Origin of the sequence: Mesorhizobium captivum (genome assembly GCF_033977165.1) — a bacterium.
Lineage (GTDB): Bacteria > Pseudomonadota > Alphaproteobacteria > Rhizobiales > Rhizobiaceae > Mesorhizobium > Mesorhizobium captivum.
Genome location: NZ_JAVIJB010000027.1, coordinates 73,059 through 93,506 on the forward strand (window position 1 = coordinate 73,059; position 20,448 = coordinate 93,506).

20 protein-coding genes are annotated in these 20,448 nt (G+C 63.4%); 12 read left to right on the plus strand and 8 right to left on the minus strand.

Features of this window, described 5'->3' with window-relative positions; all coding sequences use genetic code 11:
• Position 1 precedes the first annotated feature (1 nt).
• From RFM40_RS21970 to RFM40_RS21990, 5 genes are all read right to left on the minus strand, one after another.
• A complete protein-coding gene (locus tag RFM40_RS21970) occupies positions 2-898 on the minus strand; it encodes a carbohydrate ABC transporter permease (protein WP_320278218.1) in 897 nt (298 codons plus the stop codon).
• A gap of 139 nt (positions 899-1,037) precedes the next feature.
• The gene (locus RFM40_RS21975; RefSeq protein ID WP_320224334.1) at positions 1,038-2,285 is read right to left on the minus strand and encodes an ABC transporter substrate-binding protein; all 1,248 of its coding nucleotides are present in this window, start codon (positions 2,283-2,285) and stop codon (positions 1,038-1,040) included.
• A gap of 112 nt (positions 2,286-2,397) precedes the next feature.
• On the minus strand, positions 2,398-3,543 hold the full coding sequence (locus RFM40_RS21980; RefSeq protein ID WP_320224333.1) for an ABC transporter ATP-binding protein: 1,146 nt from the start codon (positions 3,541-3,543) through the stop codon (positions 2,398-2,400).
• Between the two features lie 90 nt (positions 3,544-3,633).
• Positions 3,634-4,584, minus strand: coding sequence for a PfkB family carbohydrate kinase (locus RFM40_RS21985; protein WP_320224332.1), 951 nt, complete (start codon positions 4,582-4,584; stop codon positions 3,634-3,636).
• 3 nt (positions 4,585-4,587) lie between these two features.
• Positions 4,588-5,388, minus strand: a complete 801-nt coding sequence (locus tag RFM40_RS21990; protein WP_320224331.1) for a class I fructose-bisphosphate aldolase — start codon at positions 5,386-5,388, stop codon at positions 4,588-4,590.
• Between the two features lie 159 nt (positions 5,389-5,547).
• Here RFM40_RS21990 and RFM40_RS21995 point away from each other — a divergent pair, with 159 nt between their 5' ends.
• Entirely contained in the window at positions 5,548-6,309 is a 762-nt protein-coding gene (locus RFM40_RS21995; RefSeq protein WP_320224453.1) for a DeoR/GlpR family DNA-binding transcription regulator, read from the plus strand.
• A gap of 269 nt (positions 6,310-6,578) precedes the next feature.
• Positions 6,579-7,727, plus strand: a complete 1,149-nt coding sequence (locus RFM40_RS22000) for a Gfo/Idh/MocA family protein (RefSeq protein ID WP_320224330.1) — start codon at positions 6,579-6,581, stop codon at positions 7,725-7,727.
• Positions 7,728-7,775: 48 nt separating this feature from the next.
• Here RFM40_RS22000 and RFM40_RS22005 read toward each other — a convergent pair whose 3' ends face one another.
• A complete protein-coding gene (locus RFM40_RS22005) occupies positions 7,776-8,798 on the minus strand; it encodes a LacI family DNA-binding transcriptional regulator (protein ID WP_320224329.1) in 1,023 nt (340 codons plus the stop codon).
• A gap of 242 nt (positions 8,799-9,040) precedes the next feature.
• On the opposite strand from RFM40_RS22005, the gene RFM40_RS22010 reads away from it, so the two are divergent.
• The 3 genes from RFM40_RS22010 to RFM40_RS22020 all read left to right on the plus strand — a co-directional run bounded on the left by RFM40_RS22010 (position 9,041) and on the right by RFM40_RS22020 (position 11,722).
• On the plus strand, positions 9,041-9,988 hold the full coding sequence (locus RFM40_RS22010; protein WP_320224328.1) for a sugar kinase: 948 nt from the start codon (positions 9,041-9,043) through the stop codon (positions 9,986-9,988).
• Complete coding sequence (locus RFM40_RS22015; RefSeq protein ID WP_320278219.1) at positions 9,985-11,262, plus strand: D-tagatose-bisphosphate aldolase, class II, non-catalytic subunit; 1,278 nt, start codon at positions 9,985-9,987, stop codon at positions 11,260-11,262. The genes RFM40_RS22010 and RFM40_RS22015 overlap by 4 nt, the downstream gene beginning before the upstream one ends.
• Positions 11,263-11,407: 145 nt before the next feature.
• The gene (locus RFM40_RS22020) at positions 11,408-11,722 is read left to right on the plus strand and encodes an EthD family reductase (protein ID WP_320274137.1); all 315 of its coding nucleotides are present in this window, start codon (positions 11,408-11,410) and stop codon (positions 11,720-11,722) included.
• Positions 11,723-11,744: 22 nt separating this feature from the next.
• On the opposite strand, the gene RFM40_RS22025 is transcribed toward RFM40_RS22020, so the two are convergent.
• A complete protein-coding gene (locus RFM40_RS22025; protein WP_320224325.1) occupies positions 11,745-12,284 on the minus strand; it encodes an Lrp/AsnC family transcriptional regulator in 540 nt (179 codons plus the stop codon).
• A gap of 48 nt (positions 12,285-12,332) precedes the next feature.
• Here RFM40_RS22025 and RFM40_RS22030 point away from each other — a divergent pair, with 48 nt between their 5' ends.
• Both RFM40_RS22030 and RFM40_RS22035 read left to right on the plus strand, forming a co-directional pair.
• On the plus strand, positions 12,333-13,520 hold the full coding sequence (locus RFM40_RS22030; RefSeq protein ID WP_320278220.1) for an MFS transporter: 1,188 nt from the start codon (positions 12,333-12,335) through the stop codon (positions 13,518-13,520).
• Between the two features lie 70 nt (positions 13,521-13,590).
• Complete coding sequence (locus RFM40_RS22035; protein ID WP_320224323.1) at positions 13,591-14,016, plus strand: GNAT family N-acetyltransferase; 426 nt, start codon at positions 13,591-13,593, stop codon at positions 14,014-14,016.
• Between the two features lie 84 nt (positions 14,017-14,100).
• Here RFM40_RS22035 and RFM40_RS22040 read toward each other — a convergent pair whose 3' ends face one another.
• Positions 14,101-15,216 (minus strand): anhydro-N-acetylmuramic acid kinase, encoded by a 1,116-nt coding sequence (locus tag RFM40_RS22040; RefSeq protein ID WP_320278221.1) that lies wholly within the window; start codon positions 15,214-15,216, stop codon positions 14,101-14,103.
• 214 nt (positions 15,217-15,430) lie between these two features.
• Between RFM40_RS22040 and RFM40_RS22045 the strand changes: the two genes are divergently transcribed.
• From RFM40_RS22045 to RFM40_RS22065, 5 genes are all read left to right on the plus strand, one after another.
• Positions 15,431-16,120 (plus strand): SDR family NAD(P)-dependent oxidoreductase, encoded by a 690-nt coding sequence (locus RFM40_RS22045; RefSeq protein WP_320224321.1) that lies wholly within the window; start codon positions 15,431-15,433, stop codon positions 16,118-16,120.
• A 215-nt stretch (positions 16,121-16,335) separates the two neighbouring features.
• Positions 16,336-17,166, plus strand: coding sequence for a substrate-binding periplasmic protein (locus tag RFM40_RS22050; protein ID WP_320278222.1), 831 nt, complete (start codon positions 16,336-16,338; stop codon positions 17,164-17,166).
• Positions 17,167-17,168: 2 nt separating this feature from the next.
• Entirely contained in the window at positions 17,169-18,533 is a 1,365-nt protein-coding gene (locus RFM40_RS22055; protein ID WP_320278223.1) for a dicarboxylate/amino acid:cation symporter, read from the plus strand.
• Positions 18,530-19,327 carry a cysteate racemase gene (cuyB, locus tag RFM40_RS22060; protein ID WP_320221770.1) on the plus strand — a complete coding sequence of 266 codons (798 nt, stop codon included), beginning with the start codon at positions 18,530-18,532 and terminating at the stop codon, positions 19,325-19,327. Before RFM40_RS22055 ends, cuyB begins: the two co-directional genes overlap by 4 nt.
• Before the next feature lie 208 nt (positions 19,328-19,535).
• Complete coding sequence (locus RFM40_RS22065) at positions 19,536-20,387, plus strand: MetQ/NlpA family lipoprotein (protein WP_320278224.1); 852 nt, start codon at positions 19,536-19,538, stop codon at positions 20,385-20,387.
• Positions 20,388-20,448 lie beyond the last annotated feature (61 nt).

Consider the following 20,448-nt stretch of genomic DNA (forward strand, 5'->3'; position numbering starts at 1 on the left):
ACTACCGAGCCTTTTGATAACGGATGTAGAACAGCGTAAGGCCGAGCGAGATCAACAAGATGACCACGGCGCTCGCCGACGCCTGCGACAGGTTGTAGCTCGAAAATGCCAGCTTGTACGTGTAGGTGCTGAGGACCTCGGTCGAGTAGATCGGGCCGCCGCCCGTCGTTATCCAGATCAACGGGAAGACCTGCATGGTCCAGATGAAGTCGAGCAGCGAGATGCTGATGATGATCGGCATCAACTGCGGGATGGTGATGAAGATCAGCTTCTGGTAGGCCTTCGCCCCGTCGATATCGGCGGCCTCGTAGAAATCCTTGGGAATGCCCTGCAGGCCCGCGAGCAGGCTGACCATGAAAAGCGGGTAGCCCGCCCAGATGTTGGCGAAGGTGACGGCGTGCAGCGCGGTCTCGGGCGAGGAAAACCACTCGACCTTGGAGCCGATGATGCCCAACTGCATGAGAATGCTGTTCACGACACCGTTCGGCTCGAGCAGCAGGCGCCAGATCACCGCGATGATCACCGCGGTGAACAGCCACGGTAGTATGTAGAGCACGCGCAGGACATTGCGCAGCGTCGGATTGATGCGGTCGCTGTTCAGCATGAGCGCGAAGACCATGCCGATGGTCATGTGGAAAACGACACTCATGCAGGTGAAGTAGAGCGTGTGCCACAGCGAGGCCCAGAACACGGGATCGGCAAAGATCGCCTCGTAGTGCTTCAGTCCGGCAAAGGACGGGTCGCGACGCAGCACCGCGCTGTTCTGGAAGGAATAGCCAATCACCGTCACCATCGGCAGCAGCATCAAAAGGCCGATGATGAGCAGCGAGGGCGACAGGTAAAGGTACGGTGCGACCGCTCGTTTCAGTCTGTGGCGGGAGCGCTTCTGCCGGGTCATATGCCAACCTTGCGATACGCCTTCAAGAGAAGGGGGGCTTCGGAACCAGGTCCATCTCAAATTGCCGATCCGTTGTTGCCGGGTGGCCTGGCCGAAGTCAGGCCACCCCGTCGAAGATAGCAAACGGGAAACAGGCCTATCAGAATTTCGCCATCCAGCCTTTTTGAGCGTTGGCTGCGGCTTGTTCCGGGGTCTGCTCGCCAGCCAGCACCTTCTGAGCCTGTACATCGAACTGTGTCATCAGGTCTTCGGCGACCGGCAGACCCGTAAACTCGTTCGCGAGATAACCGGTCTTGAAGATTTCGAAGGCTTTGCCGAAAGCCTTGTCGGAGGTCACGAAGTCCGGCTTGGCGTTGACGTTGCCCGGGAAGGCGTTTGCAAGCGACACGAGCTTGGCGTTCACCTTCTCGCTCATCAGGTACTGGACGAGTTTCCAGGCCTCTTCCTGATGTTTCGAGCCCGCTGAGATGCCGATGCCCCAGGAGGCATAGGGAAGGCCGCGCTTGCCGTTGTAGTTCTCCACGACCGGGACCGGGATGAGGTCGAAGTTCAGCTTGGGATTGCGTTTGCGGATGAGGTTCACATGCGCGAGCGAGTCGATCATCATCCCGACCCGGTCGTTGACGAATTCCTCGACCTTTTCCTGTTCGGTCTTGGTGGCGATGCCGGGCGAGATGGTGCCGGCGTCGTTGAGCGATTTGACGAAGGTGAGCATATCCACCACCGGCTTGCCCTCGAGGGCGGGCTTGCCGTCCGCCATCATGGATTGACCCGATGCCCAGACCCACGACATCATGTCGTTCTGGACACCGGACGGCGTTTGCAGCGACAGCGGCAGCACCCAGCCATACTGGTTCTTGTCGGCATGGGTCATCTTCTTGGCGGCTTCGAGGAACTCAGCGCGGGTCGACGGCAGCTTGGTGACGCCCGCCTGGGCGGCGAGGTCCAAATTCACGAAGACCGGATAAACGAACGAAGCCACGGGGAACATCACCGCCTTGCCGTCAACCTTGATGATATCCGCGACCTGGCTCTTGTCGAAGCCGCTCGCATCCATCATCGGGTTCATGTCGGCCAGCGCATTCTGCGCGTTCAGGTTGTTCACCCAAGCACCGTCGAGACCGACCACGTCGCTAAGCGTTCCGGTTGCAGCGCCAACCGAGATCTGGTCTCGCGTGGTCGCATAGGGGCCGCTGACCAGCGTCACCTTGATTCCGGGATTCGCGGCCTCGAAATCATCCATGATTTTCCGCAAGGAGCCTGCGGGCAGCTCTGGCTCCCACCATTGGGTGAATTCCAGCGTCGTGTCCGCCATGGCGCCGGTCGCGCCGAGCAACCATGCGGCCGCGGCCATTTTCAGCATCGTGGGTCGTATCCGAAACGTCATTTTCTCCTCCTTCTTTTGGGATCGACCGCACAATGCGGACGATCGTCTGGCTTATTCAGAAGTCTTCATTCGCAGGCGCCTCGCCCTCGCCTGCGGGCCTTGCCGCAATTCTTCAGATCGTCAGATGCGTCTCGGGATCGAAAAAATGGAGCTTGGTATCATCCAGCGCCAACCGGATTTCCGAGCCGGCGCGGACTTCGCTGACCGGTTCGAATTTCGCCACCGCATTCGACGCTAGGCCAAAATCCTGCACTGCGTCCGGGTCGCCGGAGTCCACCCGGACCGTGCCGATGTTCAGATGGACGATATGTTCGGATCCGAGTTCCTCGATCGAGGTCACTTTTGCCGGTATCGTCTGATACTTGCGGCCGGATTCCAGGTTGCTGTCATAGAGATCCTCCGGCCGGATCCCGAACACGATCTTGCGCCCCGTATACGACCTCAAGCCCGGCCTGCGCACGAAGGCTGCGTCCTGCAGCCGGATGGCGAAGGTGCCGCACGTCAATTCGTCGCCTGTCAGGGTCGCCTCGAAAAGGTTCATCGAAGGAGACCCGATGAAGCCGGCAACGAAGGCGTTCACCGGCGATTCATAGAGCCTCTTGGGTGTGTCGACCTGCTGCAGCATGCCGCCTTTCAACACCGCGACCCTGTCGCCCATCGTCATCGCTTCGGTTTGGTCGTGGGTCACGTATATGGTCGTTACGCCGAGCTGCTTTTGCAGGCTGGTGATTTCGGCGCGCATTTGCACGCGCAGTTTCGCGTCCAGATTGGAAAGGGGTTCGTCCATGAGAAAGGCGGCCGGCTCGCGTACCATGGCGCGGCCCATGGCAACCCTTTGACGCTGTCCGCCTGAAAGGTTCGCGGGTTTGCTGTCCAGCAGAGACGTCAGCTGAAGGGTTTTGGCGATCTCGTCCACGCGCTTCTTGCGCTCGGCCTTCGGCTTGCCTGCCAGCCGCATCGAAAAGGCGATGTTTTCGAACACCGTCATATGCGGATAGAGCGCGTAGCTCTGGAAGACCATCGCGATGTCGCGGTCCTTGGGCGGCATGTCGACGACGTCGACTCCGCCGATCCGAAGGCTGCCGCTGGTGACGTCCTCCAATCCCGCGATCATTCGCAACGCGGTGGATTTGCCGCAGCCGGACGGCCCGACGAGAATCAGGAATTCACCGTCCTCGACCGACAGGTTCAATTGGTCGATTGCGTGAAAATTGTTACCGTAGGTCTTGCAGATATTCTCTAGAATGACTTCTGCCATCTTCCTCCCTCCACAAGTCTAAGCCAATGATTTTTATAATTATGCTCGGCTTATGTTCGCCTGTGAAATATTTCCTCGGATAGTTTAAGGTTATGTGCCAGTATCGAGCTGCGCATATTTCAGTTCGACTGCTGACGGAGCGCTCGTCGATGCCAGGAGTTCCGTGACCTGGTCGTCGGTCGGAAGCGCCTCGCGCCCGCCACGCCCCGTTATCGAAAGGGCCGCCGCCGCGGCCGCGAATGCGACCCCGCCTGCGGTGTCGGCGCCGCGCGTCAATGCATGGGCATAGGCGCCATGAAAGCAGTCACCGGCGCCGGTCGAGTCGACGACGGCAACCCGGTGCGGGGGCAGGTGCCAGAGCCCTGTCTCGTCGCGTCCGCGATAATAGACGCCTCTACCGCCATCGGTCAGAACCACGGCGGACCGCGACGGCAACCACAATGCATCGAGCATCTCGGCGGGCGATTGGCAGCCCGTGGCAGTCCGCGCGAAGCCGAGGGGGAGAATGAGATGGTCGCAGAGCGCGATCAGCCTCTCGGTGGCTGGCCCGCCGCTCCATTCGACATCGCCGAGGATCGCAAGGCCGAGATCGCGGGCCCGAGCCACGACATCCAACGACCGGATCGCGTAACTATCGACGATCAGGACGGTGGCGCGGCCGAGGACCTCGTCCGGAAAGTCCGGCGCGGTGCCCAGCATCGCGTCGTCGTCATACGCGATGAACCGCTCCCCATCCGAGCCGACGGTGATCCGCGAGCGAACCGGGCGTGCGTGCGGGTGGCGCGGCGCGAATGCGGTTTCAACGCCGCTCGCAACGAGATCGCACAGCACGGCGTCGTCCGCGGCACTTCCCAGCCATCCGACGAACCCGGCGGTTCCGCCGAGCCGCGCGACGGCGGCAAGGGCCGTCGCGACATTTCCCCCGAAAGCGCGGGCACTTTGCAGAACCTTCCCCTTGCCCGCCGACAACGGCTGATCGACATAGACGATGTCGTCGATGGCAATAGCGCCGAAGCCGAGGATTGAAGGGACGGTGGGCATCGGTCAGGCGCCCGCCTTCGCCAGGGCGTCTTCTGCCGAAAGCCCATCATGGATGACGCCCCGGAAGGCAAGCGCTGCCTTCTGCGGATCGCCATGCCCCCAGAGATTGCGGCCCACCACGGCACCGCGCGCGCCGGCTCGGATGGCGTCCGCCGTCTGCTGAAGGGCGCCGAGCAGCGTATCGGTCTTCGGACCACCCGCGATCACAACCGGAACCGGGCAGGTCCGGACGGTCTCCCGGAACGACTCGAAATCGCCCGTGTAGCCGATCTTGATCACGTCGACGCCGGACTCGTAGCCGATGCGCGCCGCATAGGCGATCTCGTCGGGGGTGAAGACGATTTTTGCTCCGTCGGTGAAATCGCGAGGGTAGATATGCGCCACCACCGGCATGCCGTAGCGGGCCGCCGCATTCACCGAATCGGTCAGCCAGCGTATGTACTTGCCCTCGGTCGCGCCACGCACCGGAATGGCCACGGCCAACGCATCGGCGCCCGCGCGTACCGCATCCTCGGGCGTTGCAATCAACTCACTGATGCGATCGTCCGGGGTGAAGCAGCCAGCCTGGATCACCAGCGAAGCCTCGCCCGCGTATTGCGGCCACAGATGGCGGGCGGTGCCAGGCTGGATGCTGACGTAGTCGGGTTTGCCCACCATGACGCGCGCGAGCGCGCCCGGCAGGTCGGCAAGACCGCCTTTGCGCACGTCGCCATAGCCGACAAAGTGGTCGACCGCGCCGCCAAAAAGGTTGCCTGATGGATGCGAGAAGAGGCGTGCAAGACGCACCTTGGTTCCTAGGCTCATGAGTGCAAAATTCCCCAATCGTTTGATTTCGAAATCCCTGAACCCAGTGTTTGCGAAAGAAATGAGAAATGCAATCTTTCGAAAGCTTTCGAATTCGCGTATTTTTGGTAAGGTGAGCCGAGGAGCGGTTGCTTGGCGCAGGGAGGCAAAGGCAGGGCAATGTTGTCGGAGCAGAGACGCCAATCGATCCTGGGCGAGGTGCAACGCAGCGGACAGGTTCGCACGAAGGACCTGTCAGACGGTTTTGGCGTGTCGGAAGTCACGGTACGCTCCGACCTCGAGATACTGGACCGCAAGGGACTGCTGACCAAGACCCGTGGAGGGGCGGTGACCCGGACCACCGATTCAACCACGGCCGCGTTCGCCCGGCGGATGCAAACCAATCTCGATGCAAAGATGCGCATCGCCCGGGCTTCGGTAGCCCTGTTCGAGGACAACCAATCGGTCATCTTCGACGGCGGCTCGACATTGATGCAGGTTGCCATGCAGTTACCGCCGCTCAATAATGTCGTGGTCGCGGCCACGGCCATGAATATCGTGCAGCATCTGATGCATCGTCCCGGACTCGACGTTCACATGATCGGCGGCCGCGTCTATCCCGACACGGTGAGCACGCTGATCACCGATGCCGACACGGCTCTCGGCGGCTTGGTGGCGCATCAGGTCTTTGTTGGAGCGCATGCGATAGACTCGTCACTGGATGTGGTCGACGTGAACGAAGACATGGCGCGAACGAAGCGAAACCTCGTTCGCATGGCCCGGCGCGTCGTCCTCCTCGCGGATTCGAGCAAATGGGGGGTCAGCGGGACCTCCAAGGCATTTTCGCTGTCGACCGTCGATGTGGTGATCACGGACGATGGCCTGCCCGGTCCGATACGCAACCAGCTTGATAGGATCGGGGCCAAGGTGATCTATGCCTGAACCCGTCGCGGTCCCTGACCGCGGCGAGAAAATCCAATGCGCGCATGACCCACGGGCTTCGTACCGGCGGTCGGCCGTTTTTTCATGTCAGTCATTTTCTCCTCCTCAAGGCTGGCGGCCTCCAATGCTGCGCCAGCGTTTTCACATGCTCTATAAAAATTTTACGCGCGTCAATATTTAAAATGCGCTATAGCGAAGTCGGAAATTCGGCTGCTTGTCGATACAAGGGTAGGGCCGCGATGCGGCGGCGCTGGGAGGACATTTCGAAAATGCACGGGAAATCAAAGACAAAGCTCGGTATCGGCGTCATCGGCTGCGGTAACATCTCGATGACTTATCTGCGCAACGCGGCACTTTTCACCGGTGTGGAATTGCGCGCCTGTGCCGACATCTCCGCCGACATGGCGGCGTTACGCGCCGGGGAATACGGCCTGCGCGCGCTCGGCGTCGATGCGCTGCTCGCCGATTCGGAGGTCGATCTCGTGCTCAACCTCACCATTCCCTCGGCGCATTTCGACATCTCGTTTTCGGCGCTCTCGGCCGGAAAACATGTCTTCACCGAAAAACCCCTCGCGACCTCGGCCAGCGATGGCCGCCGGCTGGTCGCCGAGGCTGCCAAGCGTGGGCTTGCCCTTGGCTCGGCGCCCGACACCTTTCTCGGCGCCGCCGGGCGCCGGGCGCGCCGGCTGATGGACGAGGGCGCGATCGGCCGAGCCGTGACCGGCACCGCCTTCATGATGGGGCGCGGTATGGAGCACTGGCATCCCAATCCGCAATTCTATTATCAGCCGGGCGGCGGTCCGGTCTTCGATATGGGGCCCTATTATCTGACGACGCTCGTCAACCTGCTCGGTCCGGTCGCCCGCGTCATGGCGATGGCGACGCGCGGCCAGGAGGAGCGGCTGATCACCGCCGAGGGGCCATACAAGAACACCAGTTTCAGGGTCGGCACGCCGACCAACATCCTGTCGCTGCTCGAATTCCGCTCCGGCGCCACCGTCGCCTTCGGCGCATCCTGGGACGTCTTCAAGCATTCCAACCACCCGATCGAACTGCACGGCACGGAAGGCTCGCTCAGGCTGCCCGATCCCGACACTTTTGGCGGCACTGTCTCGCTATCGGCGCGCGGCGCCGACTGGAAGGATTTTGCCAGCGAGAACGAACTCTATGGCGCGCGCAACTGGCCCTATGCCGCGCCCGATCGGGCGAACTACCGCATGCTCGGCGTCGCCGACCTGGCGCGGTCGCTGTCGGAAGGCAGGAGGCCGCGCGCGTCCGGCGAACTGGCGCTGCACGTGCTGGAGATCATGGAAGCGATCCTGGCCTCCGGCGAGAGCCGCAACTCCGTCGCCGTCGTCGGCACGGTCGACCAGCCGCCGCTGCTTAGCGAGGACGAAGCGGCGAGCCTGCTCGCCTGAGGTAGCCGTCGCCGCTTGGCGAAAATTCGACTCTGGGTTCGGCGAAGCCTAAGCCGACTGGCGCATCACCAGCGTCGCGTCGAGCTTGACCTTCGGCGCGACGGTCGTGCCGTCTTCGTCGAGCAGGGCGAGCAGCGTCTCGACGCTGCGGCCGGCCATCGCCGCAAAATCCTGCGCCATGGTGGTGAGCGCCGGGCATGTGTAGCGGCTGAGCGGATGGTCGTCGTGGGCGGCGACGCGCAGGTCGCAATCGGCCTTGCGGCCCACCTTCAGCCCCTTCGAGAAGGCCGCCGCCATCACGCCGAAGGCGAGGCGGTCATTGGCGCACAGGATCGTCTTGCCCGGCAGGCCGCCATTGCCGAGCATCTTCTCCGTCTGCTCGTAGCCGATCCGTTCAAACTCCCACGTGTAGTCCTCGATGTTGCCGAACACGGCCGGCTCCTGTCCGAGCCGCCTCATGGCATCGATATAGCTTTCCACCCTCTCGCGCGAATTGTGGTTGACATGGGGGATGTCGAAATAGACCGGGGCGTCGCCTGACCGGCAGAGATACTCGACGATGGTCGACATGCTCTGCACATTGTTGTTGCCGACAAAGGGCGTGTCGCCCTCGAGATAGGTGTCGAAATAGACGATCGGGATGGCCTGCGTCAGCTTCTCGATCGCCCGTGGGTCGGAGCGCCGGCCGAGCGGTGCGATGAGCGCGCCGGAGACCTTCAGCGACAGGATGGTCCGCGTCGCTTCGGCTTCCAGTTCGCTCGATCCATGCGAGGAAATGACGATCGGCCAATAGCCTTCGTCGCGCAGCCTGAGCTCGATGCGGCTGACCATCTCCGAATAGAAGGGGTCGGTCACCGTCGGCACGACGATGCCGATGCTGCGAGTGCGCTTGCGGTTGAGATTGCGCGCAAACAGATTGGGCTGGTAGTCGGACGAGCGCAGCGCCTCCTCGATGCGTTTTCTCGTCGCCGGCTTGACGCTGGTCGGATCGTCGAAATACTTCGACAAAGTCGGCCTGGAGACGCCGCAGGAACGGGCAAAATCCTCCATAGTCTTATGCGTCATCGGCATTCAAATCCTCGCGACATGGAATCCTTGCTCCCATGCGCTGCTCCGGTGCCTAGATACGGTGCGTCGGCGCGCGACTGCAAGTTGAAACTTTACAGACAACTTTGCAAGTTTCAACGTGCCTTGTAAAATTATTCCACGCGTAAATTTATTAATTGACGTGAAAAACCCAAGGCCGTATTCAATTTTTGGTATCTGCGGTGATCCAGAGAGCGGACTCCGCGGACGAATGCCGGGAGGACGTGATGAAGAAGCTGGTCTCAGCCGGCGAGATCCTCGTCGAGATCATGGCCGAGCGCATCGGCCAGAGCTTTCTCGAGCCCGGACCGCTGGTCGGGCCGTTCCCGTCCGGCGCGCCGGCGATCTTCATCGGCCAGGCGGCGGCGCTCGGCCAGCCCGCCGGTCTCATCGGCGCCGTCGGCAAGGACGATTTCGGTCAAGTGAATATCGATCGGCTCAGCGCGCTCGGCGCCGACGTTTCGGCAATCGCGGTCCATGAAGGCCACGCCACCGGTACCGCCTTCGTCACCTATCGGCCCGATGCTTCCAGGCATTTCGTATTCAACATCCGCAACAGCGCCGCCGGCCTGCTGAAGATGGACGACGCGGCCAAACGGCTGCTTTCCAGCGCCGACCATGTCCATGTCATGGGCTCCTCGCTGTTTTCCGACCGCGCCACCGAAGTCGCGCTTGGCGCGATCGCGGCCGTCAAGGCCAAGGGCGGAACCGTGTCCTTCGATCCCAACATCCGCCGCGAGATCATGCAGGCTTCCGGCATGCGTCAGGCGCTCGACAAGGTGCTCGCACAGACCGATGTCTTCCTGCCGAGCGGCAACGAGCTGTTTCTATTTTCCTCGGCCGGCGACGAGCAGGGCGCGGTTGGCGAACTGCTGGGGCGAGGCATCTCCTGCATTGTTTTGAAGAAGGGCGCCGATGGCGCCGCCTATCACGGCCGACAGGGCACGGTCGCCTTACCCGGCTTTGCCGTCGAGGAGATCGATCCGACCGGCGCCGGCGATTGCTTCGGCGCCGCCTTTGTTTCCTTCTGGCTGCGCGGCGCAGCACCCGCGGATGCGTTGCGCATCGCCAATGCCTGCGGCGCGCTCGCGGTCACCCGCAAAGGGCCGATGGAAGGCATTCACCGGCTCGCCGATGTCGAGGCCTTTATCGCCAAGGCAGGGGCACGCGCATGAGCGCCGCAACGACAAGATTCGCAGGGATCGCCGCGCGCCGCGCGGCAGGCGGCATCGCCTCGATCTGTTCGGCGCATCCGCTGGTGATCGAAGCGGCGCTCCGCCATGGTGCAGCGCATGGCGCCGATGTGCTGATCGAGGCAACCTGCAACCAGGTCAATCACGAGGGCGGCTATACCGGCATGACGCCGGCCGCTTTTCGCGCTTTCGTCGAGGCGCATGCAGGCAAGACCGGCTTTCCGCTCGACCGGCTGATCCTTGGCGGCGACCATCTCGGCCCGAATCCGTGGAAGCACCTGCCCGCGGCGCAAGCGATGCGGAAGGCAGCGGCGATGATCGACGCCTATGCCGGCGCCGGCTTCACCAAGCTGCATCTCGACACCAGCATGGCTTGCGCCGACGATCCGGTGGCGCTCGCCGACGAGACGATCGCCGCGCGCGCCGCCGACCTTGCAGTGGCCGCCGAGGCCGCGGTCGCGCGCGCCGGCGGTGAAAAACCCGTCTACATCATCGGCACCGAAGTGCCGGTGCCCGGCGGCGCGCTGGAAGCGCTCGATAATATGCATGTGACCGAGCCGGCTGACGCGCTGCGCACCGTCGAGGTCCATCGCCAGGCTTTCTCCCGCCTCGGCCTCGATGCCGCCTTCGCCCGCGCCGTCGGCGTCGTCGTCCAGCCCGGCGTCGAGTTCGGCAATGCCGACATCATCGCCTATGCGCCTCAGAAGGCGACGAAGCTGGTGGCGTCGCTCGAGAGCATGCCGCAATTCGTCTTCGAGGCGCATTCGACCGACTACCAGCCGGCCGAAGCGCTTGCCACGCTGGTGCGTGACGGCTTCGCCATCCTCAAGGTCGGCCCCTGGCTCACCTTCGCGCTGCGCGAGGCGCTCTATGGCTTGAGTTCCATCGCCGACCAGCTGGCAGCCCACCCATCGCGCGAAAACCTGCCGGCCGCCATGGAGCGCATCATGCTGGCCTCGCCCGGCAATTGGCAGAAATACTATCCGGGCACGCCCGACGAGCAGCGCCTGCAGCGACATTTCTCCTTCAGCGACCGCATCCGCTACTACTGGCGGTCTCCAGACGCGCAGCATGCCACCGAAGCGCTGCTGGCCGCACTTGGCGACCGCGAGATTCCGCGCCCGCTAATCAGCCAGTATCTCGGGCATCTCGATGCCGAGGTCGGCGCCGGCCGGATCGAGCCGACCGCACACGAGCTTCTGATCGGCAGCGTCACGCGTGTCCTCGACATCTACCGCGACGCCACGAACCTGTAAGATCGGTCGGTTGTGGTAGCTGCGTTGGTCGTTGCGACGCTCGGCAAAGCACGCGCCCTCAAGGTCTTCAAAAAATCTTCTACGTCGCGTTCCGTATCGATCCTTCGGATCGTCCTTGGTGTGTCCGAACAGAAGGAGCACCACAATGGCCCGGATGGTCGTAATCTACCCGACACCGAAGGACGTGGAGGCATTCGACCGACATTACTTCGAAATCCACGTACCTCTCGCCAAGAAGATTCCAGGTCTCAGGAAATACGAAGTCAGCTACGGTCCCATCGCAACGCCGGTAGGAACTTCCAATATCCACCGGATTGGAACGCTGTATTTCGACGACCTTGCGGCGATCGAAAAGGCGTTCGCAAGCCCGGAGGGACGGGCGGCCGGGGCGGATCGCCGAATCTATGCACCTGATGACTCGGGCGTCCAAATGTTCCTTTTCGACAACAGGGAAGTCTGACCCCTGATCGTCTGACGGCAGTCTAGTACACCGGCGTCGCCATGTGCCGAGGCGCCGGCCATTCGGCCGTGATCTCGGGCTGCACCGGCCGTTCGAGATAGGTCGACAGCACCACATAGCTGCGCGTCGAGACCACGCCCGGCGTCTCGTAAATGCGCGACAGCAGACCTTCGAGCGCGCGCGTGTCCTCGGTGCGCACCTTGAGCAGCATGCAGGTGTCGCCGGCGACCGAATGGATCTCCTCGACTTCCGGGCATTCCGAAATCGCCATCAGCTCCGGTGTCTTGCCCCAGCCTCTTGTGTCGATATGCACGAAGGCAAGCAGCGGCTTCTTCACCGCCTTCGGATCGATGATCGCCGAGGTGGCGCGGATGGCGCCGCTGCGCCTGAGCCGCTTCACCCGCTCATGCGCCGCCGGCGGCGACAGGCCGACGCGCTCGCCGAGCTCGGCATAGCTGATGGTCGCGTCATCGACCAGCGCACCTAATATTTTTCGGTCGATCGGGTCGACATCGCGGGCAGGTTGCCTGTTCCGCTGAACGTCATCTGTTTCTGCGTCCATATGGAAGTTCTCCATTGATGCTGAATTTAATTCGGCCATTATGGAGATATGTCGAACAGTGATCAATCAGCAATTATGGCTGCGGCGTCGCGCGCGCCCATCCCGGCGGCCGCCTATCTGCTCACCGGCTGCATCGCCGTCATCGGCTCCAACTCGCTGGTTCTCGGACCGATCGCGTCCGCTGTCGCGGCATCGTTCGGGACAAGCGTGCCGGCGGTGATGACGGCCGCTGCCGCCTTCGGCCTTGGCACATCGGCCAGCGCGCTTTTTCTCGCCCGCTACATCGACAGGATCGGCGCGCGCCGCATGCTGCAGGGCGCTTTGCTTTTGCTTGCACTGGCGCTGGTGGCCAGCGCGCTCGCGCCGACGGTGACGGCGCTGGTCGCGGCCCAGCTTGTTGCCGGCGTTGCCGCTGGCATCGCCATGCCGGCGATCTATGCCAGTTCGGCGGCGATCGCGCCGGCCGGCCGCGAGAGCGGCACGATCGGCGTCGTGTTGACCGGCTGGACGCTCTCCATGGTCGCCGGCGTCTCGTTGTCAGCCGTGCTGGCCGATCTCGTCCATTGGCGCGCTGTCTTCGCCGCCGTTGCGCTTCTCGCCGGAACCGCCGTCGCAGGTCTGACGATGAGCTCGCTGCGCGACACCAGGAAGAGCGGTCCCGCACCTTCGCCGCTTGGCGCGCTCGCCGTGCCTGGGATCATTCCGCTTCTCATCGCTTGCGGCGCCTTCATGACCGCCTTCTACGGCGTCTACGGCTATCTCGGCGACCATCTCCACAAAGACCTCGGCGAGCCGGTCAGCGCCAACGGCCTCGCGGCAGTCGCTTACGGCCTCGGCTTCGGCGCGGCCGCATTGCTCGACGGCATCATCGACCGTCTCGGCGCGCGTCGCGTCATGCCCTTCGCCTATCTGCTGGTCGCCGCCGTCTATGTCGCGATGGCCTTGGTTAGCGGTGGCTTCGGCCCGCTGATGGCGACGATCGCCGCCTGGGGCCTGGCCAACCATTTCGGGCTGAACGTGCTGGTCATGCGCCTCACCGCGCTCGACCCTGCGCGGCGCGGCACCATCATGGGCCTGAACAGCGCGGTCACGTATCTCGCCGTGACCGTCGGCACCGCCGGTTTCGGTCCGCTCTACACAGGCCTCGGCTTCGCCAACTGCGCCCTGGTCGCCGCCCTGCTGATGCTGGTGGCTGCGTCGGCCGCGGCATGGCCATCGGGTGGTGGCCGGCAATAGGAGGCAATAGGCTTGCGTCTCTGTTCGCTCCTTCGCTAAGGCTGGCTTGCGAACCGCACCCGGAGCCACGATGAAGACCACGCTCGAGATTACCGCCGAGCCCTTGCCTCGGGACCTCGCTTTTCTCGGCGAGAGCCTCACCGCTTTCAATGACGGCGATGTCGGCGCTTCAGCCCGGAAGGCGCTTGCCGTCTTCGTGCGCGACGATGCCGGAGCGATCGTCGCCGGTATATCCGGTTACACCGCGTGGGGCTGGCTTTATGTGCAATGGCTCTGGGTCGACGAAAAGCTGCGCGGCCGGCGCATCGCCGCTGAAATGCTGGACGCCGCGGAGCGGGAAGCGCTGGCGCGCGGCTGCCAGGCCGCCTGGATCGACACTTTCAACCCGACTGCCGCCAAGGTCTATCAGCGCCAGGGCTACCAGCCGTTCGGTACGCTTCCCGACTTTCCGGTCGGCCGCAGCCGGATGTTCTTGCAGAAGAAGCTGTCCTCGTGATCAGTTTCTTGTTTTGACGATGATCTTTTCCGAACCGAAGGTCAGCGTAGCAAAAAATCGGCCTCCACTTTTCGGGATCATGGTCTAGCCTGCCAGCTTTCCGCCGCGCATCGGCTGCGGCGCACCTGTTGTGCTCGGAAAGCTGATCGGCAGGCCGCGCAGCACCCGCACCGCCAGGAACGCAAAGCACTCCGCCTCCACCGCGTCGCCCTTCCAGCCTAGCGTCTCGGCTTGCACGACTTCGACGCCGGCGCGGCGGCCAAGCATCGCCATCATTGTCGGGTTGTGGCGGCCGCCGCCGCTGACCGCCAGCCGCTTCGGCCGGCGCGGCAAGAGGTCGAGCGCCTTGCCGACGGCGGACACCGTGAAGGCCGTCAGCGTTGCAGCCCCATCCTCCACGCCGAGCCCATCGGCCATCGCCGCCGTGAAATCGAAGCGGTCGAGCGACTTCGGGTAAGGCTTGGTAAGAAAGGGATGCTGGAGCAACTGCTCGAGCCTTGCCTCGTCGACCGTGCCCGCGGCCGCGAGCTTGCCGTCGCGGTCCATCTCGCCGAGGCCCTTCGACTTGATGAAATCGTTGACCGGCGCATTGGCCGGTCCGGTGTCAAAGGCGACGATTGCGTCCTTGCCGTCCCACCAGGTGATGTTGCCGACGCCGCCGAGGTTGAGGACGGCGGTGTCGCCGCTGGCGTCCGCCTCCTTGAGCAGCGCCGTATGATAGGCGGCAGCCAGAGGCGCGCCTTGCCCGCCGGCGGCCACATCGGCTGAGCGGAAGTCATAGGCGACCTTGGTGCCGAGAAGCGCCGCCATCAGCTCGCCGTCGCCGAGCTGGCGCGTCCGGCCGATCCGTCCCGGCTGAGGGGCACGATGCAGCACAGTCTGGCCGTGGAAGCCGACGACGCCGATATCGGCCATGCTCATCCCATAGCTCTCGACGAGATCCCTGACCGCGGCCGACTGAGCGCGTGTCAACGCGTCCTCGGCCTCGCGGAAGATCGCCGGCTCCGGCCCTTCAAAATTCCAGGCGCGCGCCTGCCGCAGCGTCTCTTCGAGCAGGCTGCGGATCGATTGCGGGTAGGGCGCTAGCGCATAGGTGCCGAAGTCGGCGATGCGCTCGCCGTCGGTCTTGATCAGCGCCACGTCGACATTGCCGTCGAGCACCGTGCCGGTCATCAGCCCGACGGCCCAGATTGGTTCCATGGTCGCTCCTCGAATCGCCGTTGAACCACGTGTCGGACGGATCTGTCCGGCAGGCAAGTCCTTCGCCGCAGTCAGCGAAGCCTCGCATCGCTTCACGGCTTTTTGCGTCGAACGGTGAAAATCGAGCAACGCCGTTCTTGCCTCCTGCCGCGGAAGGCGCGAGCCTGTGCGACCGTCGGCACCGGCCGAACGTCACATCGCAAGGAGGAACGACATGGCAGCCAATGTTGCAGTAATCGCAGGCGCTGGGCAGGGCCTCAGCGCCTCGCTGGCGCGGCTCCTCGGCAAGGAGGGCTATCGCGTCGTCCTTGCCGCCCGCAATATCGACAAGCTCGCGGCGCTGACCCAGGAGACCGGCGCGCAGGCGGTGGAAACCGACGTCTCGGACGCCGCCTCGGTGGCACGGCTGTTCGAAGCGGCCGACAAGGCCGGCCCGCTCGAAATTGCCGTCTTCAATGCCAGCGGCCGCACGCGCGGCCCGATCGCCGAGCTCGATCCCGAGGTGGTCAAGCAGGCCCTGCTCGTCGGTGCCTATGGCGGCTTCCTCGTCGGCCAGCAGGCAGCGCGCCGGCTTGCTGAGCGCGGCTCCGGCTCGATCCTGTTCACCGGCGCTACCGCGAGCCTCAAGGGCTTCTCCGGCTCGGCCGGCTTCGCCATGCCGAAATTCGGGCTGCGTGGACTGGCGCAGTCGATGGCGCGCGAGCTCAGCCCCAAAAACATCCACGTCGCGCATTTCATTATCGATGGCCAGATCGAACCGCCCGGACAGGCGGCCGATCCCGATCGTCCCGATCGCCGCCTGTCGCCCGACGCAATCGCCGAGACCTATCTCGCGGTCCATCGCCAGCATCGCAGCGCCTGGAGCTTCGAGGTCGAACTCAGGCCATGGGTCGAGACATTCTGACGATCCATGCCGGGGTAGCGCGATCGGCGGACCTTGGACGGTGCTTGCGCGGCTCTCGATATATTAGAGCAATTGCATGTTAAGCGATGCCGGGGTTGCTGTGTCTGCTAGTATATTTAAAGCTTTAAAGGATACGTTTGTTTAACTTCGCCGTGCATAACTGCGAATTGGTCAGATCTGTTTGTCCGGCTCTCTTGCACGAATTGAGAACGCGCATGTCGCTTACACGTCGTACCTTGCTTGCGGCCGGAGGCGGCGGGTTGCTGATCGCGCAGGTGCGATCAGCTAACGCTCAGGCGGAGAACGCCCCGAAGCCTGCCACGGGCAACAATGCGCTGCGCATCGCCATGCCGGCTTTCGCTTCCGATCCGTTCTTCCCGGCCGATGGGTCGGGGGACAAGGGCATCGACATGGAACTGGCCCGCGGCATAGCCGCGGAGCTTGGCGTCGAGCCGGTGTTCGACCGATCCGCCGTAACCTTCGACGGCATGGTGAAACAGCTGATGTCCGGCCAGGCGGACATGGCGATCGGCAAGCTCAGCCGCACCCTTCAGCGCGGGCGCTCGATCCTCTATTCGCGACCCTATGCCATGCTGCATCAGGGGCTGCTCGCCAACCGCCTCAACCTGGCGCGCATTACGCAGGGCAAGCCGCCGGAACAGATCATCCGCGACTTCTCAGGCGATCTCGGCGTGATCGAGGGCTCCTCATTCGCCACCTATGCGGCCACGACCTTCCCGAACGCGCAGATCCGTCGCTTCGCGGGATGGAATACGGTTGTCGACGCGATCCGGAGCGGCACGATCGACATGGCCTATCGCGACGACTTCGAGATCAAGAAGCTGATGGTCGACGATCCGTCGATGACCGTCGTGGCGCGTTCGATCACGCTGACGGACAAGGTCGACACCATCGCGATCGGTGTGAGGCCGGACAATCCGCATCTCGCGGCCTTTGTCGACCTCTATCTCGATCTCGCGCGCGGTCAGCAGGTTCTCAACACCGACGAGATCATCGCGCGCTATCGCCAGGGGAGCAAAGCCTGACCATGGCCGTCTCCGAACTAGCCGCGCCCCTGCCTTTCGATTGGCGCCTGGCGGCGAGGCGCATATTGCGCTCGCCGGTGACGACGATCGCGATGATTCTGGCCGGGATCCTGTGCGGTCTCTACTACCCAGCCTTTTCCCATGCGATCAGCCCTGTCGCGCAGGTCTACTTGAATTTCCTCAAGATGGTCGTCCTGCCCTACCTGGTGTCGTCGGTCATCTTCTCCATCACGGCGATGGTCCAGGACCCGAAATCCGTCCGTTACCTGGGCAAGGTCGGCATAGCCGTGCTGGTCGTCTCGTTCCTGGCCGTGCTGGTGAGCGGCACATATTCGCTGATCCTGCAGCCCGGCCAGATCGAGAATCCGCAGTCGCGGATCGAGCTCGGCGAGTTCATCAATTCCCAGGGCAGCGTATCCACCGATCTCGCATTCCCGTTCCAGCCGCCGCCGTCCAACGGGAACGCAAACGGTGAGCATTCGATCCTGCTCGACCTGGTGCCGAACAACGTCTTCAACGCGCTCGCCTCCGGCCAGACCATTCAGGTCTTGCTGTTCTGCCTGCTTTTCGGCCTTGCAATGGGCAAGGTTCCCCAGCCCTCGTCCATGAGCCTGTCCCAGGCGCTCAATGCCGTCTACCGGGCCTGCACGGTGCTCACCAACTGGTTCGTCTGGGGACTGCCCTTCGCAACCTTCGTCCTGATCGCCGATCAGACCGCCTCGACCGGAACCAAGCCGCTCACGTTGATGGGCGGCTACCTGCTGGTGATGGGCCTGTCCTGCCTCACATTCCTCGCCGTTGCATTTGCAATTATCGCCATCCGGTCGCGACGCAGCTACTGGACCACGACCAAGACCCTTCAGCCCCTTCTCATGGTGGCGATCACCACGCGCTCCACGGTCGCCTCGTTGCCGTGGGTCATCAACCTGTTGAGCGAGCGGCTGAGGTTCAGCCTGGTGGTCGTCGAGCTGCTCGTGCCGCTGCAGGCGGCCTTGCTGCGGACCGGCCCCGCGCTTCTCTACACCTCAGGCACCCTGTTCATCGCCCAGCTCTACGGCCATCCGCTTGGCGTGCCCGACCTCCTGCTCGTCGGCATTGTTTCGGCGCTTCTCGCGCTCACGACCGGCGGCATGGGCAGCCTGCTCATCCTGTCCCAGATGTCCATCGTGTGCAGTTACCTGAAGCTTCCCTTCGAAGCGGCGTTCGCCCTGTTCGTCGCGGTGGACGCGGCCGTGGATACGCTGATGACGCTGTCCAGCGTCAGCACCGTCGCGGCGAGCACGGCAATGATCGCGCCCAGCCACAGGGAGGGGGCGCAGCCTGTTGAAGCCGTCTCGGAAGTGCCCGAAGCCGAGCCCGTCCGATGATCGACGACAGCATCCGTCCTGAGCTCGGCATCATAGGCGGTCTCGGCCCGCTTGCATCGGCGGACTTCTACTTCAAGCTGACCCGGATGACCGAGGCGCTGCGCGACAACGAACATGTGCCGGCCGTCATCCTCAGCGTGCCGCAGCTCCCGGACAGGACCGAAGCGATCCTCGCCGGCCATCATGGGCCGCTGGCGCCTCTGCAAGCCGCGGTCGCGACGCTCGATGCGCTCGGCGTCGCCTGCATCGCGATGCCGTGCAACACCGCCCACCATTGGTACGATCAACTGGCTGCGAACTCGCATGCGGAGATCATCCACATCGGCGACGCGGTGGTGGCGGAAATCCGTCGCAGCTTGAACCGCGGCCGGGTTGCGAACCTTGCAACCCGAGGCACGCTCGTCTCCGGTTTCTACCAGGACAAGATATCGGCGGCGGGGTTCGAGCTCTGCCTTCCCGCAAACGCGGAGTTTCAGGAACGCGTCGATAGCGCGATCGCTCTCGTCAAGGCCGGCTCGATCGCCGATGCGGCGGCCGAGACAGAGCGCGCGCTTCATCTCACGCAATTGGCCGGCGCCGATGCCGCGCTGCTCGGCTGCACCGAACTATCGGTGGTGGCCGCCAGCCTCAATGATACGAACGGATTGATCGTCATCGACAGCAATGCGGCTTTGGCGCGTGCCTGCCTGACACGATTGGGCTTCGGCGTTCAGGAAGCCAGAGGTCTGCCGACCGTATCGAGGCTGCCGGGGCATGACCCCTTGCCCTGGCGCGCCGCGCAACGGGCTTCATAGCGCTGCAGCTTCGACCTGTCGAAGATCGAGCATCTGCTCACCGGCGGCCAGCATTCTCCAAGTCACAAAATCTTTGAGAGAATATTTTCCACGTTCCGTTCGATAGGAAATGCGCTTCTTTGCCCAAGCGGGCAGCATTGGTGATGCTGATATCGAGGCTTCGCATTCCGCCAGGCCGAAATGATTTCAGGATCGCAAGGAACGCATCATGTCCGAACGCGGCAACGCTTCAAATTCTCTCGCTACGGCACTCACCAGGCGCGCCGGACTTGCCGCGCTTCTCGCCGCGACATTTGCCGTCATCGGCCTCACCGCGCCGTCGCCGTCCTTCGCCGAGGATAAGAAGGCGATCAAGGTCGGCATCATCAGCGGCGAAGACGAGGATGTCTGGCGGGTCGTCACCGCCGAGGCGGCCAAGAAGGGGCTGACGATCGAGACCGTGGTCTTCAACGACTACACCCAGCCCAACGAAGCGCTGGAGCGCGGCGAGATCGACGCCAACGCCTTCCAGCACAAGCCCTATCTCGACAACCAGATCAAGACGCAAGGCTATCACATCGTGCCGGTCGGCTATACCGGCGTCTGGCCGATCGGCCTCTATTCGAAGAAGCACGCCAAGGTCGCCGACCTGCCGGAAGGCGCCGTCATAGGCCTGCCGAACGATCCGTCCAACGAGGGCCGCGCGCTGCATGTGCTGGAGCATGAGGGCCTGATCAAGCTGAAGGACGGCACCGGCATCCTGGCGACGACCGCCGACATTGCCGACAACCCGAAGAAGCTCGAGATCAAGGAACTCGACGCCGGCATCGTCGGCCGCTCGGTCGACGATCTCGATGCCGCCGTGGTCAACACCGATTGGGCGCTGAAGAGCGGGCTTTCGCCCGAAAACCGCATCGCGCAGGAGGCGGTGGCCGACAATCCCTACCGCAACTTCATCGCCGTCAAGGCCGGAGCTGAGAACGAGCCCTGGGTGAAGACCCTGGTCGCCGCCTATCAGAACGACACCGTGAAGGCCGAGTTCGACCTGGTCTACAAGGGCACGGGGATCAGCGCCTATTGATCGGGGCTTGGCTGGCAGGAACGGGCGGTCCGCCGTTGAGCGGGCCGCCGTCGCATTTGCG

Excerpts from the sequence above, each read along its gene's own strand:
- RFM40_RS22025 (WP_320224325.1), bottom strand. The coding sequence starts at position 12,284 with ATGGACGCAGAAACAGATGACGTTCAGCGGAACAGGCAACCTGCCCGC.
- RFM40_RS22010 (WP_320224328.1), top strand. The coding sequence starts at position 9,041 with ATGAAGAAGCTGGTCTCAGCCGGCGAGATCCTCGTCGAGATCATGGCC.
- RFM40_RS22055 (WP_320278223.1), top strand. The coding sequence starts at position 17,169 with ATGGCCGTCTCCGAACTAGCCGCGCCCCTGCCTTTCGATTGGCGCCTG.
- RFM40_RS22020 (WP_320274137.1), top strand. The coding sequence starts at position 11,408 with ATGGCCCGGATGGTCGTAATCTACCCGACACCGAAGGACGTGGAGGCA.
- RFM40_RS22065 (WP_320278224.1), top strand. The coding sequence starts at position 19,536 with ATGTCCGAACGCGGCAACGCTTCAAATTCTCTCGCTACGGCACTCACC.
- RFM40_RS21995 (WP_320224453.1), top strand. The coding sequence starts at position 5,548 with ATGTTGTCGGAGCAGAGACGCCAATCGATCCTGGGCGAGGTGCAACGC.
- cuyB (WP_320221770.1), top strand. The coding sequence starts at position 18,530 with ATGATCGACGACAGCATCCGTCCTGAGCTCGGCATCATAGGCGGTCTC.
- RFM40_RS22015 (WP_320278219.1), top strand. The coding sequence starts at position 9,985 with ATGAGCGCCGCAACGACAAGATTCGCAGGGATCGCCGCGCGCCGCGCG.
- RFM40_RS22000 (WP_320224330.1), top strand. The coding sequence starts at position 6,579 with ATGCACGGGAAATCAAAGACAAAGCTCGGTATCGGCGTCATCGGCTGC.
- RFM40_RS21985 (WP_320224332.1), bottom strand. The coding sequence starts at position 4,584 with ATGCCCACCGTCCCTTCAATCCTCGGCTTCGGCGCTATTGCCATCGAC.
- RFM40_RS22045 (WP_320224321.1), top strand. The coding sequence starts at position 15,431 with ATGGCAGCCAATGTTGCAGTAATCGCAGGCGCTGGGCAGGGCCTCAGC.
- RFM40_RS22035 (WP_320224323.1), top strand. The coding sequence starts at position 13,591 with ATGAAGACCACGCTCGAGATTACCGCCGAGCCCTTGCCTCGGGACCTC.
- RFM40_RS22050 (WP_320278222.1), top strand. The coding sequence starts at position 16,336 with ATGTCGCTTACACGTCGTACCTTGCTTGCGGCCGGAGGCGGCGGGTTG.
- RFM40_RS21990 (WP_320224331.1), bottom strand. The coding sequence starts at position 5,388 with ATGAGCCTAGGAACCAAGGTGCGTCTTGCACGCCTCTTCTCGCATCCA.
- RFM40_RS22005 (WP_320224329.1), bottom strand. The coding sequence starts at position 8,798 with ATGCCGATGACGCATAAGACTATGGAGGATTTTGCCCGTTCCTGCGGC.
- RFM40_RS21980 (WP_320224333.1), bottom strand. The coding sequence starts at position 3,543 with ATGGCAGAAGTCATTCTAGAGAATATCTGCAAGACCTACGGTAACAAT.
- RFM40_RS22040 (WP_320278221.1), bottom strand. The coding sequence starts at position 15,216 with ATGGAACCAATCTGGGCCGTCGGGCTGATGACCGGCACGGTGCTCGAC.
- RFM40_RS21975 (WP_320224334.1), bottom strand. The coding sequence starts at position 2,285 with ATGACGTTTCGGATACGACCCACGATGCTGAAAATGGCCGCGGCCGCA.
- RFM40_RS21970 (WP_320278218.1), bottom strand. The coding sequence starts at position 898 with ATGACCCGGCAGAAGCGCTCCCGCCACAGACTGAAACGAGCGGTCGCA.
- RFM40_RS22030 (WP_320278220.1), top strand. The coding sequence starts at position 12,333 with ATGTCGAACAGTGATCAATCAGCAATTATGGCTGCGGCGTCGCGCGCG.